Origin of the sequence: Acetobacter sp. DsW_063, from assembly GCF_002153745.1 — a bacterium.
Classification (GTDB): Bacteria; Pseudomonadota; Alphaproteobacteria; order Acetobacterales; family Acetobacteraceae; genus Acetobacter.
In genome coordinates, this window is the sequence record NZ_JOPL01000006.1 from 1 (window position 1) to 14,685 (window position 14,685).

At 60.3% G+C, this 14,685-nt stretch carries 11 protein-coding genes and 1 pseudogene; 8 read left to right on the forward strand and 4 right to left on the reverse strand.

Annotated elements, in window-relative coordinates; genetic code table 11:
• Positions 1-282: 282 nt before the first annotated feature.
• The gene (locus HK28_RS01310) at positions 283-2,988 is read right to left on the reverse strand and encodes a hypothetical protein (RefSeq protein ID WP_143217272.1); all 2,706 of its coding nucleotides are present in this window, start codon (positions 2,986-2,988) and stop codon (positions 283-285) included.
• 356 nt (positions 2,989-3,344) lie between these two features.
• Positions 3,345-4,595 (reverse strand): annotated as a pseudogene (locus HK28_RS01315) (IS701 family transposase).
• Between the two features lie 509 nt (positions 4,596-5,104).
• Between HK28_RS01315 and HK28_RS01320 the strand changes: the two are divergent.
• A complete protein-coding gene (locus HK28_RS01320; RefSeq protein ID WP_086642858.1) occupies positions 5,105-5,338 on the forward strand; it encodes a DUF3126 family protein in 234 nt (77 codons plus the stop codon).
• Positions 5,339-5,402: 64 nt separating this feature from the next.
• On the opposite strand, the gene HK28_RS01325 is transcribed toward HK28_RS01320, so the two are convergent.
• On the reverse strand, positions 5,403-6,014 hold the full coding sequence (locus HK28_RS01325) for a DUF2939 domain-containing protein (RefSeq protein WP_086642859.1): 612 nt from the start codon (positions 6,012-6,014) through the stop codon (positions 5,403-5,405).
• A gap of 263 nt (positions 6,015-6,277) precedes the next feature.
• On the opposite strand from HK28_RS01325, the gene HK28_RS01330 reads away from it, so the two are divergent.
• The 6 genes from HK28_RS01330 to thiD all read left to right on the forward strand — a co-directional run bounded on the left by HK28_RS01330 (position 6,278) and on the right by thiD (position 12,357).
• Positions 6,278-7,066, forward strand: coding sequence for a molybdopterin-synthase adenylyltransferase MoeB (locus HK28_RS01330; protein ID WP_086642826.1), 789 nt, complete (start codon positions 6,278-6,280; stop codon positions 7,064-7,066).
• A 167-nt stretch (positions 7,067-7,233) separates the two neighbouring features.
• Entirely contained in the window at positions 7,234-7,440 is a 207-nt protein-coding gene (locus HK28_RS01335) for a hypothetical protein (protein ID WP_086642827.1), read from the forward strand.
• Between the two features lie 95 nt (positions 7,441-7,535).
• Positions 7,536-8,564 carry an SH3 domain-containing protein gene (locus HK28_RS01340; RefSeq protein WP_086642828.1) on the forward strand — a complete coding sequence of 343 codons (1,029 nt, stop codon included), beginning with the start codon at positions 7,536-7,538 and terminating at the stop codon, positions 8,562-8,564.
• Positions 8,565-8,641: 77 nt separating this feature from the next.
• A complete protein-coding gene (pyk, locus tag HK28_RS01345) occupies positions 8,642-10,081 on the forward strand; it encodes a pyruvate kinase (protein WP_086642860.1) in 1,440 nt (479 codons plus the stop codon).
• A 110-nt stretch (positions 10,082-10,191) separates the two neighbouring features.
• Entirely contained in the window at positions 10,192-11,550 is a 1,359-nt protein-coding gene (glmM, locus tag HK28_RS01350) for a phosphoglucosamine mutase (protein ID WP_086642829.1), read from the forward strand.
• A gap of 3 nt (positions 11,551-11,553) precedes the next feature.
• Positions 11,554-12,357: a bifunctional hydroxymethylpyrimidine kinase/phosphomethylpyrimidine kinase gene (gene thiD / locus HK28_RS01355; protein WP_086642830.1), complete on the forward strand. Its 804-nt coding sequence runs from the start codon at positions 11,554-11,556 to the stop codon at positions 12,355-12,357.
• Positions 12,358-12,372: 15 nt separating this feature from the next.
• On the opposite strand, the gene ctrA is transcribed toward thiD, so the two are convergent.
• Positions 12,373-13,113, reverse strand: a complete 741-nt coding sequence (gene ctrA, locus HK28_RS01360) for a response regulator transcription factor CtrA (protein ID WP_086642831.1) — start codon at positions 13,111-13,113, stop codon at positions 12,373-12,375.
• Between the two features lie 181 nt (positions 13,114-13,294).
• Between ctrA and fliI the strand changes: the two genes are divergently transcribed.
• Complete coding sequence (gene fliI / locus HK28_RS01365; protein WP_086642832.1) at positions 13,295-14,683, forward strand: flagellar protein export ATPase FliI; 1,389 nt, start codon at positions 13,295-13,297, stop codon at positions 14,681-14,683.
• Positions 14,684-14,685 lie beyond the last annotated feature (2 nt).

Sequence of the window (14,685 nt, forward strand, 5' to 3'; positions counted from 1 at the left end):
ATTACGGGCCAAGCGCATCAATCAACGGCTCTTCGATCCCTCCAGATGAAAGACTACGAGCGCTGCGCCTCAACACTTGCTGAAATGCACACCATCGCCTGCGCATCCCTCATGCTCAGAAACGTTGCTAACCTGGTCATGCAAAGTGCATAATGTCGTCTGGGGACCCCGACAGGCTCCACAGCATAGATTTCAAGCAGATGTCCCAGGATTTCTCATATGCTTATGACTCGTGCGTAAATCGAGATGATTCGGTCCTTAAAGCCCGAATTCCACAAACCGTTAAAGACGCTGCCTTCTTCTTTCCATCATCAGCCATCCTGCGCATCCTGCCAACCCCAAACCGAACAGCGTGCACAGCAGCCGATATCCCGGGGGCCTATAATCAAATATAATCGCTGATTTTCCCGGTGGGAGCGTCACCGTCTGATGTAGCCCGTCCTCCGTCATCCCGACAGGAACCGAGGCTCCGTTTAATGTCGCGCGCCAATGCTCTGCATACAATTCATGCCGGACCAGCGTCGTTCCCACCGGGCAGTCGGCGCTCAACGCATTACGATCTGTCGGCTTCATTATGCAGCCGGGAGCCGAAAAATAGGGTGCTGCACCAGAGATGGTCTGAATAAATACGTAAGGGTCTCTGTAGACGGTCTCCAGCCCCGTCTGATTAAAATTGTAGTCCACGGCAAAGAAAGGAATGTGCTCGGCCTGCCTCTGTCGTGCGGGCCACATCCAGAGCGCTGCCGGGCGATCCGTTTGACTGCCCCTGATCGTTACATCCAACGTTCGTTCCTCAGTCTGAGAAACTGTCAGAGGACGCGAAAGATCTAGCCATGTCAGCCTATTGTCATTAGCGCGATCCAGTTCGCCAGTCGCCGTGGCACAGTCATCGGACGCACACAGCGACATCTCTATACGCCCACGAGACGCGCCCTGATAGGTTCCTAAAGACACACCGATTTTTCGGATCGTCGCGGTTGTCTCTTTACCGTCTTTTCCCGGCGCGGGGAGCGTGATCTGCCCGTGGACGGTACCCGTGCCTAGAGGTACGGGCACAGCACTCCCGGGGCCAATGGAGGATGCAGCACGGTCTCTCCATACGTCCGTACCGTTGCGGGCCACGATGAAGCCTACGGATTGTTTGCGCAACCACTCCAACGTTTGTCCAGAACCAAGCTGTGGGATGGTCTGAATGTTCTGCCAATACTCGGGAGTATCCGACATAGCCCGACTAAGTCCCGCCGGAATATACTGTGTTGGGTCACCGTCACTGACCGCATGCGCCGCGATTTCGTTCGCAAAATTCCGTGGCACTGGAAGATAGGTGTAATTGATCGAAGCGATCCCGTAATAGGCACCATAATTGGGAGCTAGAGCATTAAGACTCAGCACCCGCTGCAGTCGGGTCAGATGCCGCAAGACAGATAGAGCGGTCTCATCGGATCTTACTGGTTTCACACCACAGAGCAGAGGGACCGAAAACAGGACAACGGAATTGACCAACAGTGTCATTCCTGCCAACACTCTTCCGCTCTTTCCGGATTTCCAGAATCCCCAGAGAAGAAGCGTCGCTGTAGTTACGGCCCACATGAAAGACCATGCGACAAGAGCGTGGTAATGGTGGCCGTGCGTCCACAACTCGGCAATAGCACTGCGTGCGCCGCCCACCACCAGAACGCTTGTCATTGCAAGCGGAACAAACGTCAGCACGCATGCGTGCCGCACAGCCGCTTTTGGGGCTGTGCGCGTATCATCGAATGCCAGTCCGGCGAGCAGGCTGAGAGCGAACCACCAGCTCGGCCCGATATAAATATGCGTCATGGTCTGACGGATGCCTGGAATCATATCCATCAGGTATTGTCCAGGCTGGATACCAAAAGCCTTCATCCCCGTCATTAGCAGATAGAGGCCAAGGACCACTCGCAAACCACGCCATGCAACACTCCCGATCCGACGAGAGGAAAAAACTGCGCCTGCCAACCCGACAAGAGCTGCCAGGATCAAAGTGAAATCGCAATAGGCGCTAGTGTGCCACCACAAAGCTCTAGCGGTTTCACTAGCCTGAACGAAAAACGCGAATTGCGGTGGCCCAAGAAGATAAGGAAACAACAGCATGGCCGCATTCGCAACATCAGCGTGGGCTGTCCCTATATCGGAATTCTGGCCAAGATAGGCATCGCGAATCAGAAGAATGAACGGAACCCATGCGGGGGCGGAAAGAAGCACTCCCAAAAGCCCGCCACCGATAATATGGAGAGCCGTGGGCAGGCCGTGGCGGGAGATACCGATTCGCCACATAGCAATCACAAGCGCAAGAAGCCCATCAAGAAACGCTGTCTCCGGAAATCCTGCGATAATTGAACCACCGATGCCCAATGCGACGAGAAGCCATCCCCAGCGACGCTCCGCGTCCCGATTCCCGCCGCATCTCATGATTCCCCAGACCAGCATCGGCAAAAACGGCACAGGCATGATCGGTCCATGCGAAAACCACGCAAAAGTTCCCGAGCACTCCATAAGAGTGCTGACGACGATACGCGCGCCGAAAGAAAGCCGCATCTCTCGCGCTAGACCATACATTGCGAACCCTGCGAGACATTGCATGGCGATTTTCAATAAAACCGGACCGTTCGGTAGGGCGAGAAGAAGAACAAACGGGAAAAATAGCGCGGAACTTTGCATTTCCGCCGCCATTGGCATTCCGATGCCGGAATAGGAATCCCACCACGGTACGTGTCCAGAAAGCCACTGCCGCGCCGCCGACGCGCCCAATGCTTGCGTAGTGGCCCCGGAGTTGGGGTCAAGCCATCCCGGAAAGCCGGGAAGAACCGGATCCTCCGGGAGCGGGCCGAATTTCAGAAAGCTGTAAATTGGATCTTCCGACAGAAAACCCAGAAGACCCGGCGCATGGATCACGAAAGGAAGCGCCAGCAAAACGATTAAAGCCAGCCATTCCCGAGTAATCGGGTTTGTTATGGTTCGGGGCACTACGCGGTCCGCTCCTTAGTCTTTATTCTATGTATCTCCGCTATCGTGGCTCGCGGTATAGATTGCGATAGCCATGACAACTCCCCAGTCTTTATATCTGAGGTTGGCAATTATAGGCCAGTCCCCTTCAGTTCGTGACAAGAAAGCGCGATCGGGCGGAGGTTGCCCGAGTTTGCTGGGAGTTGTGACTGAAACTGGGTGATGGTGATCTGAGGAGGAGGCGTAGTGTGTGCGGCTCTAGCACTACAGTTGCATTTTGTATTGTGAATGAGCGCGGATAGCGCTGGCCTGATGTGTTCGTCTAAAGACGGACCATCTGAGGATGTGGGCGACGGGGAGTCTGCGTTGTGAGAGTTTTACGACGAAACGCCTGATTTCCTGTATGGACCAGCGGACAAGGACTGTCGTGTCCGGTGCTGTGTTTTTTTCGGTTTCAGTGAGTTTGCCTGATACCGGACACTTGCCATGACGGCATAGGCGGGCATGACCAGAGAGGTATGCCGGTGCCAACCATACCAGGAACGGGTTTCGTTATGATCAAGACCGAATTCGTTTTTGGCTGTCTCGAAACATTCTTCGACCCTCCAGCGCGCCCCTTCAACGTTCACGAGTTCCTGCATGGTCGTCCCTTTCGGACACCATGTCGTAAAACAGGCAAGGTCTCCATCGGCGGTGTTCCGGCGGATCAGCAGGCCGCGTGTCCATGGTCCGGCTGTAGGGCAGTCAAATTCTTCAGCATCCAGATCGGCAAGGGAGAGATACGCCCAGTCATACAGACGCTCACCTTTTATGCCATGTCCCGCAGACAGACGGCGCCAGTCCTGCGCGGACAGATCCGCAGCGATGTCTTTGGCTTCGCCTGCAATCAGCGGATTTGTCGCCCATGACCCGAACCGGTGATTGCCTTTGACGCAAACGACATATCCAATTCCTGCCCGACGAAGCATGCGTTCCACATAGCCCACGCCATACACGCTTTCTGCTGCAACTCAGCGGAAGGGCACGCCGGTCTCAATACTCCGCTCAATCATCATCGAGGCCAGGGCCGGTTTGGTTGCAAACACCACGTCATCAGGAACGTGGGCTCGCTTCAGGCGCTCACGGTTCGACGTCCAGTCTTTTGGAAGATACAGGGCGCGGTCAACAAAGGCATGGCCCCGCGCCGATACATAGGCGGCAAATACACCAATCTGGCAGTTCGTGATCTTGCTGGCAGATCCCGTATACTACCGCCCCACACCGCACGACGCCTGACCTTTCTTCTGCAAGCCGGTCTCATCGATGACCAGCACGCCATCTTCTGTGCCCAGATGCTCGACCACATGCTCCCTGACGACATCGCGAAGGGCATTGGCATCCCAGTGCCCGCGACCCAGAAGCGCCTGTTGCCGCCATGGACCGCGATCTCCTGCGGCTTCCACGCGCATCCATCCCGTCTTGCGTGGTTCATTGCCACTCACAACGTCAAGGAAGGCGCAGGCAGAAGCCGCAACACGCTTCTGCGTAAGCAACGGCGCGATCCGTTCCTTGGCGGACCGAAGCCCGGACGCCCACAAATCCAGCGTATCTTCAACAGATGCACCGCCACTCATCATATCCTGAATCATGGTTACCCATAGATTCAAAACTCAATATAATATGCAACTGTAGCGCTAATAGGTTCCGTCGACTGGTGGCGAAACTATCAGCGCTCCGTAGTATATGTCCGCTTTGCCGAAGCTGTGTGACATCGGAAGTTCTGCGCTTGGGCGCGGGTCGGCGCAGGCTTCAGGCCATGCGCGAGGTCAGGTGGATTGCGCCGGATCGAGCTTGTGCGCTCTCGTCACTTTACCCTCTTCATCATGATGCATGAACTTGCTGCGACAGTCATATCCACATGTTTCGTGCTGGCGTAGCGGTGAAAATCGTTAGGATGTCCTGACTGCGAGTTCCATGCTGCGGGATCGTCTTCGCCCAAGATCAAGGTTGCGATGTTGGAGCGCAGCACCTATAGCCCTGCCAAATCCGCCGTCGCCTGCCCGATTCCGAGGTGAGCATAGAGGCGCCGAGCGAACGCTGCCCTGTCAGATTCGGGCTGCGACGAGTTGAAGTGAATTCATTCTCTGGAGACCCGACCTTGAGCACGATCTCATCATCTGAAATCGCCCGGCTGCAAGTTTGCCTGCGCCGTCTGCTGGATTCGAAGGGGTTGACCGTCAACGCTCCGCCGCGTCCGGGATTGTCCGTGGAAATCGCTGTTAACGGCGAAGTAGTCGGTACAGTTCATCGCGACGAAGACGAGGGCGAAGTGTCTTACGCGATCAATCTGGTCGTTCTGGAAGAAGACCTGCCCGCTACGGCTGGCAAGTAAGAATCGACCGAAACACGGAGGCTAAAGCGGGCGAGAATGCTTACCTCGCCCGCACGCAGAGTGCTCAGGCGTTATGCGGGGTCGCCGAGGCTTCCATAACGGGATGCTTGGGCGCGGGCAGGTCGATACGCGTCAGCTTCCAGCGCCAGCCTTCGATCCGCAGTTCGATGGCGAGCGGCGTGTCGTTTTCGTGTCCCGGAAGCGTGACCTGCGCCTGAAACGCGTCGAGACGCGTGAAGTGGCCGGAGGCGTGTCTCAACGTTCCGAAAATTGTCCCGCCGCCGGTTGCCTTGGGGATGGCCGCCATGGCTTCGTCCACTACGACGCCGAGGTTGTTCTGCGTGACGTGGATATCGACGGCGTTGGACACGACGTTGGTCGCGAAGGATTCGCCAAAAGCCGGCAGGTCGTCAGACGCGTTCGTCGGCTGGAGGTTGAGATCCGCCAGCACCTGCTGTTTTAGCGAAGCGTCGAGCAGGCCCCAGTTAATCGCATGGCCTAGCGTCACCATGTCGTGCTGCCGGACCGACGTCGCGATCGACCACATCGCCATGAAGGGCGACGCCGCGTAGATCGCGAACGACGTCAGGAACGCAGCGACGCAAACCTTGCGTGCGCTGCGACGGCGCGGGCATTCCGTCATGAATGTATAGGGAATGATCTCGGCGGCCTTCATGGTTGAATCCTGTTGACTGAGCCCCACCATAACATGCGCAACGCAGCCATGCATTCATGGGCCTGCTTCGCGCATTCAATATCACGAAAACGTGAAGTTGTCTTGTGGGAATGTGTGATCGCCGCGCAGCGTGTGGTTTGCGTCGATACGTCACGGAGCCGTGCTGGAGATTTTACGACGCATACGCTTAAAATCAGTGAGTTACCGTCGCGTCTCTATCAGGGCGTGAGGTCCCGGCCTGTCTTCCGACGTGCGAGGCGCCTGTGTTTGCCGAACTGACCGAGAGCGAGATTCAGCGCTATTCCCGCCACATTCTTCTGCCCGAGGTCGGCGGAACAGGGCAGATGCGCCTGCGCAATGCCTCGGTCCTGATCGTCGGCGCAGGAGGGCTTGGGAGCCCGCTCGCCTGTTATCTTGCGGCGGCGGGCGTCGGACGGGTCGGTCTTGTCGATGACGATCGGGTCGAACTGTCCAATCTGCAACGGCAGATCCTGCACACGACCGACCGCGTCGGCGTCGCGAAAGTCGAGTCCGCCGCTCGCGCGCTTTCAGCGCTTAATCCCGAGGTTGCGATCGAAACGCATGCGGTGCGTCTGACCGACGGCAATGCGGCGGCGCTGGTCGGCGGGTATGACCTCGTATGCGACGGCTGCGACAATTTCGACACGCGTTACGTGGTCAACAGGGCCTGCATTGCAGCCAAGCGCACGCTTGTTTCTGCGGCTGTGACCCGTTTCGAAGGACAACTGACGACTTTTCGTCCGCATCTCGGCGGCCCTTGTTACAATTGCCTCTATCCGGAGACGCAAGCCGCGCCTGACGCGCCGAGTTGCGGCGACGCAGGCGTGTTCGGCGCAGTGACGGGCGTTCTTGGAACGCTCCAGGCGACAGAAGCCCTTAAGGAACTGCTTGATCTCGGGGAAAGCATGGATGGGCGGCTTATTCTCTGGGACGCGCTTGCGACCCGCTTCACCACGATTCGAATTGGCCGTGATCCGCATTGTCTGGTGTGCGGCAGGGTTTCCGACCAGGTTGCCGCAGTTGCGACGTAAGGTCGGAAGGTTCGTGCCCAGCCTTTGCCGTTCCGCGTTTTAGGGCACGCAGCGCCTTCAGCTTCATGCGATTGCCGCCTTCAATAGTGCGAGGTGCCTGAGCCTTGCTCCATCAAGTGGCAATTCGGTCGGGTTTTCCTGGTCGGAGGCTTTAAGGGCTCTGTTTCATGAGCGCCGCCGTCGGCGATCAGTTGCGACTCGGGACCTTCGTGGCCGATCTTTCTACTGGCTCGGTATTGTTCGGCCCGTTTCAGGGATGCGTCACAGTCGTCCGTCACCATGGTTCCGGCGTCGACGAGAGGATGCGCGGCCCCATTTCTGCAACGTCGGCGCTGCGCTTGCCTTTGCTGCAGGATCGCGCCTGTCCGCTGTGAAAACGGCGTCAGACGCCCTTTCAAACAAGAGAATTCAGCGCGCCGCCTGCAGAACCCACTTGCCGTAAGGCGCAGGGCTTGGCACGGATGCGCGCATGACCGCCACTCGCTCCCTGTGCGCCGCCACGCTTCTGGCGACATCCGTAACGTTCGCCGTCGGCGCCCATGCGGCCGATACGGCGACCACGCCGCATCATCACCATCATCACCACGCAGAGGCGGCTGCTTCCGCGAAGTCGATGGCCACCAAGCCCCCCACCGCCAAGGCGGCGCATGGCGCGCACGCACACCACGTGGCGCATGAAGGGCGCCCCAAGGCGAAGCATCCGGCCACGCCAGAGGGCGCGCATAAATCTGCTGCCCACCACCATCCGGCGAAGCACCCTCTGCCGCACCACCATGCGGTTCCGACCGCAGGCTCTGTGGTCCCGGCGCCTATGCCCATTCCGGACGGCGCGCCGGCTCTGCAGCAACCAGACGCCAGCGCGCCGGGCGCGCCAGCAGCGGCCCCCGATGCGCAGAAGGGAACGAATACCGGTCTGCCCCTGCCGCGTTATGCGGCCTTCCGGGCCGACGAAGTCAACATGCGCGCCGGGCCGGGGCAGCGTTACCCTATCCAGTGGGTGTATCATCGTCGGGGGTTGCCGGTGGTGATTGAGCGCGAATTCGACGTCTGGCGTCTGGTCGAGGATTCGGACGGCGTAAAAGGGTGGGTGCATCAGGCGACGCTGGTCGGATCGCGAGATTTTGTAGTGCCCGGCGCAAGCCCCGAAACCCCGGCGGCAACGCCCGGCGCCGCGCCGCCTCAGCAGGGTCAGACAGCGACTCAATCGTCAACCGGACATGCGGACCAGCCGCCCGCAGGGCACATGGAACCGCGCGTCATCGGGTCTGTGCCGAAGGAGGCCGACGCCCTGAAGACGTCCGGCGCAGTGATGCTGCGCGCGTCAGGCGACGACACCGCCCCGGTCGTCGCGGTGTTGAAACCTGGCGTGGTCGGCACGTTACGCACCTGTGCGGCGGGCTCAGCCTGGTGCAAGGTGTCGGTGCGCCAATACGATGGCTGGCTGCGTCGCTCTTCGGTCTGGGGCGTATCGGCCGACGAGGCGTATCCGCCTTCCTGATGCGTTCGCGCCGCCTGCCTCTGACGAGCGGCGCGGCGGACAGCGTCCCGAGGGCATACCAAGGGAGGTCTAAAAGCATGGCGGCTTTGCAGTGCCGAACGAAGATCGTCGCGACGTTGGGTCCGGCGTCCTCGACGTACGAAGTCATCCGCGATCTTACCCTCGCGGGAGCTGACGTCTTTCGTTTCAATTTCTCGCACGGTTCGCATGAAGACCACGCGGCCCGTCACAAGATCGTTCGGCAGGTTGAGGCTGAGCTCGGCAGGCCGATCGGGATTCTGGCCGATGTGCAGGGGCCGAAGCTCCGGGTCGGCGTGTTCGCCGAAGGCCGGGTGGTGCTGGAGCAGGGTGCGCCGTTCCGCCTGGATCTCGACCCGACGCCCGGCGATACGACGCGCGTCAACCTGCCGCATCATGAGATCATCGCTGCGGCGCGACCGGGCAGCGCGCTGCTGCTCGATGACGGTAAGCTCAAACTCACCGTCACTCACGTCGGTCCGGATTTTCTCGACACCGAAGTGACCTTCGGCGGCCCGCTGAGCAATCGCAAGGGCGTCAACGTCCCGGACGTGGTGCTGCCGATCCCGGCTTTGACGGAAAAAGACCGCGCCGATCTGGCGTTCGCGCTCGATCTTGGCGTCGACTATGTGGCGCTATCGTTCGTTCAGCGCGTTGAAGACGTGCTGGAGGCGAAGACCCTTACTGACGGCCGGGCCTGGATTATGACCAAGCTCGAAAAACCTCAGGCCATGGACAATCTGGAAGCGATTCTCGCGGCCTCCGACGCAGTCATGGTCGCTCGTGGCGATCTTGGCGTCGAGTTGCCTCCGGAAGCCGTGCCGCTTGCGCAGAAACGCATCATTCGTCTGGCCCGCACGCTGGGCAAGCCGGTGGTTGTAGCGACGCAGATGCTGGAGAGCATGATCTCGGCGCCCACGCCGACGCGGGCAGAAGCCTCGGACGTAGCCACGGCCGTTTTCGACGGCGCGGATGCGGTGATGCTTTCGGCGGAATCGGCTGCCGGTCAATATCCGCGCGAGGCGGTGACGATCATGAACCGGATTGTGCAGCGCGTGGAGGCTGACGCAGGCTGGAGGACGTTGATGCAGGCCGGGCGACTGGAGCCCGAGCATTACGTGGCTGACGCGATCGCTGGCGCTGCACAACAAGTGGCTGCGACCATCGGCGCGAGTGCGATCGTCGCCTACACTCATACCGGCCCAACAGCCTTGCGCGTCGCCCGCGAGCGGCCGATGTCGCCTATTCTGGGTGTCACGCCGACCATCGACACGGCGCGCAGGCTTGCGGTCGTATGGGGCGTGCAGCCTCGGGTCAGTAATCCGGACAAGCCCGTGCGCGACGCGGAGACCATGGTTTCCACGGCGCTCGATATCGCAATCGGCGGTGGTTTCACGAAGTCGGAAGAGTCCATCGTCATCGCGGCGGGGATGCCGTTTGGCGTCAGCGGTTCGACCAATACGCTGCGCGTGGCCAAGGCGCCTAAGGCTGCCGGATAAGGGTAAGGATGTCGCGCCGATGGTGGCTCTTCCGCGCGACCGGGCCTAAGAAGGGGTAAATCTGGCGCGTGAGGGCGGATAGGCCCTCATGCGAGCATTACAGGCGCGGCATGAACACGACACGACGATATTTCGGCACCGACGGAATCCGGGGCACGGCCAATACTTCGCCCATGACGGTTGAGGTGGCCCAGAAGCTGGGACAGGCGGCGGGGTTGCATTTCAGGCGGGGCGCACACCGCCATCGTGTCGTGGTGGGCAAGGACACGCGCTTGTCCGGTTATATGATCGAATGCGCGCTGGTCGCCGGGTTCCTGTCGGCCGGGATGGACGTGACGCTTGTGGGGCCGATGCCGACGCCCGCCATCGCCATGCTGACGCGCTCGCTACGCGCTGACCTAGGCGTCATGATCTCTGCGTCGCACAATCCATTCGGCGACAACGGCATCAAGCTGTTCGGGCCGGACGGTTTCAAATTGTCGGACCGGGAGGAAACGACCATCGAGGCGTTGATGGGCGCTGACCTGTCGTCACGTCTCGCCTCGCCGTCCGAGATCGGACGCGCGTCCCGCCTTAACGACGCCGCCGGAAGGTATGTCGAGCATGCCAAGGCGTCTTTTCCGCGTGGTCGCCGTCTGGATGGCTTGAAGATCGTCATCGACTGCGCTCACGGCGCAGCATATCGCGTCGCGCCGACTGCTCTGTGGGAACTCGGCGCGGACGTCATTCGCATTGGCTGCGCGCCGGACGGCGTAAACATCAACGAGGGGTGCGGCTCGACGCACCCGGAATCGCTCTGCGAAGCGGTGGTGGCGCACGGTGCGGACCTGGGGATTGCCTTGGACGGCGACGCAGACCGGATGCTGCTTGCCGACGAAACGGGACGGCTGATCGACGGCGATCAGATTATCGGACTGATCGCCCGGTCGTGGGCTGCGCAGGCCAGGCTGGCTACGCCTTCAGTTGTGGCGACGGTGATGTCCAATATGGGACTGGAGCGCTTTCTGTCCTCGTTGGGCCTCGATCTCGTCCGGACTGCGGTCGGCGATCGCTACGTCGTGGAGCGTATGCGGGAGGGTGGCGCGAATCTGGGCGGGGAACAGTCCGGACATGTGGTGCTGTCGGACTTCGCAACGACCGGCGACGGGCTGGTTGCGGCGTTGCAGGTTCTCGCTGTGCTGATCGAGGACGGGCGTCCGGCCAGCGAAGTTTGCAGCGTGTTCACGCCATTTCCGCAAAAGCTGAAAAACATCCGCTTTGCCGGCCCCAGCCCGCTGAAGCTTCCGGATGTGGAGGCGGCGCGGGACGCCATCGTCGCGAGGCTTGGCGATGGCGGACGGCTTGTGTTGCGGGAAAGTGGAACGGAGCCGCTGGTGCGGGTGATGGTCGAGGCCGAAGACGCCGCCATCGTGGAGGCGGCAGTCGACGATATGTGCGCCGCGATCCAGAACGCCTGCGTTCCGGCCTGACCCTTGCAAGGGCGGGTTCTCAGTATCGCGGGTAGCGACTCTGGCGGCGGGGCCGGGATTCAGGCCGATCTGAAGACAATCACGGCTCTGGGTGGCTTCGCGATGACGGCGATAACCGCCCTGACCGCACAGAATACTGTGGGTGTTTTTGGCGTGGTTGAAACGCCTCCGGAGTTTTTGAGAACACAGATTCGATGTGTGCTCGACGATATTGGAACGGACGCGTTCAAGAGCGGGATGCTGGGCGGGGCCGATAACATCGCGGTAGTGGCGGAGGAAATCGCCACCTATCGCAAGGTCCCGTTCGTTCTCGACCCGGTGATGATCGCCAAGGGCGGCGCCGCGCTTTTGCACGAGAACGCCGTTGACGCCCTGATCGGGGTTCTAATGCCGTTGGCGACGGTGATTACGCCCAATATCCCTGAGGCTGAGCGGTTGATCGGTGGCCGCATCGTCGACGAGCGCGATATGGCGGAAGCCGGGCGACTGCTGCGCGCGCGCGGAGCGACTGCTGTTTTGGTAAAAGGCGGTCATCTACCGGGGACGATACTGACGGATGTGCTGATCGCCGACGGTATGGAGGAGGCGTTTACCGCTCCGAGAATCGAAACCCGGCACACGCACGGGACCGGATGCACACTAGCCAGCGCCATAGCCACGCGACTGGCGCAAGGCCGCCCTTTGCGAGACGCTGTGGCGGACGCGCGCGCTTACTTGCGCGCGGCGATCGAGCGCGCGCCGGGGTACGGCGCGGGGGCCGGCCCGCTCAACCATGGCGCGGCGTTTGCCGAAATCGCGCACGGTTGACCTCTCGCAGTTCGATCAGGCGGCGAACTGGTCGAGGTTCGCCAGTTCGCTGACTTGCTCCGTCGTTTCGGCGCCGAGTCTCTGGTTTGGTTCGCGCAGCATATAGCCGCGACCCCAGACGGTGGTGATGAGATTGCCCGCTCCGGCCGCCTGCAGTTTTTTTCGCAATTTGCAGATGAATACGTCGATGATCTTCATCTCCGGTTCATCCATCCCGCCATATAAGTGGTTGAGGAAAGCATCTTTTGTGAGAACCATGCCTTTGCGGAGGACCAGCAACTCCAGAATTGCGTATTCCTTGCCCGTCAAATGGACCGGAGCTTCGTCAACCTTGACTTCCCGGCTGTCGAGACTGAGGCACAGAGAGCCGATCCGTAGCGTGGGTTCGCTGAAACCCTTGGAGCGACGCAGGATCGCTTGCATGCGAGCAATCAGCTCCTCTGCGTCGAAAGGCTTCGTCAGATAATCGTCCGCGCCGACAGAGAAGGCTTTAACCTTCGCTTGCGGGCGCGTCAGGCTGGATAGAACGATGATCGGCGTGGTCACTCGGGCGGCGCGGACGCGGCGGACGACTTCATAGCCCTCCATGTCGCGGAGCATCAGTTCGAGTACCGCGAGATCATAGTCGTAATGCCGCAACATTTCGATCGCCTCTTCGCCTGCGGCGACGTGATCCACTGTAAAACCAGCGCTTTTCATGATTTGGGCGATCTCTCCGACCGCACCCATATCGTCCTCAACCAGCAGTACACGCATTTTTCGACCCCCCCGGTGTGGCGTTGATCAATAGTTACCATTTATGGTTGTATGTGTCCAAAGAAATTTCTCGTAAAGCGTGTATAAAGACATTTATTTTATGATAAATATAGAAACATCGTATTATTTTTGATCAAATTTCTAGACAAATATCGATTTTTTGGGAGATTTGCTCGTGTCGATGAGTATTCTGGATCGAATATCGGCAACTTGTGCGTGTATTCCTTCTGCTGTTGCTACTGCGAAAATCGCATCGATTTCTGGCCTCGCGGTGACGGTGAACGGTCTCGCGGGGTTGGCCAGTATCGGCGACCGCGTAACGATTGTGCGTAGAGACGGGTCGGAGACGCTGGCGGAGATCGTGGGCTTCTCGGCGACGACCGCGCGGGCGATGGCGTTTGGCAGCCTCGATGGCGTCGGCGCTGGAGCAGAAGTGAGGTTGCCCGTGTTCATCGGCGCCCGGGCGCCAACGCCGGGGGGGAGTCTTCGCGTGTCGGACGGGTGGATTGGACGCATCGTCGATCCGCTCGGTCGTCCACTGGACGGCAAGGGCCCCCTTCCGCCGGGTCCTGAATGGCGCGCCGTGAGGGCTGCGCCGCCCGACGCCACTCTTCGTGCGCGGTTAGGGGCGCGGATCGATCTTGGCGTCCGCGCCATGAACCTGTTCACCACTTGCCGTCAGGGGCAGCGGCTCGGTCTCTTCGCCGGATCTGGCGTCGGCAAATCGACGCTTCTTTCCATGTTGGCCCGTAACACCGCATGCGACGTATCCGTCATTTCTCTGGTCGGGGAGCGCGGGCGTGAAGTCCGGGAGTTCGTGGAGGATGATCTCGGCCCCGAAGGGCTGGCGCGTTCTGTCGTAATCGTCGCGACGTCGGACGCGCCTCCGCTGATGCGACGAGAGGCGGCTTACGCGGCGACGGCCGTGGCGGAGTATTTCCGCGACCGGGGCAAGTCGGCGTTGCTCTTGATGGATAGCGTCACACGTTTCTGTCAGGCGTTGCGCGAGATCGGTCTTTCCACGGGAGAGCCCCCCGCGACCCGTGGCTATCCTCCCTCGGTGTTCGCCGAACTGCCCCGGTTGCTGGAGCGCGCGGGGCCGGGACTGGCTCAGGCGGACGGAGCGGTAGGGCAGATCACGGCGCTGTTTACGGTTCTGGTGGAGGGAGACGACCACAATGAACCTGTCGCCGACGCCGTAAGAGGCATTCTGGACGGGCACATCGTGCTCGACCGCAAGATTGGCGAGGCAGGTCGTTATCCCGCTATCGACGTGCTGCGCTCTCTCTCCCGTTCCGTGCCGGGTTGTAATTCCGGTGCGGAGAATGCACTGACCCGTCGCGCTCGAAGTCTGATGTCAGTGCACGCGGATATGGCCGATATGATTCGGCTCGGCGCCTATCGACCCGGTTCGGATTCCAGAGTTGACGAAGCCATCGCCCTGGTTCCCGGCATCGAGACTGTTCTGGCTCAGGATCGCCGCGAGCGCTCCACTTTGTCAGCTTCATTCGACGCTCTGCGCGACGTCCTGCGCGAAGAGCCTGTTCCTGTCGACGACACGCCCTCCTGATG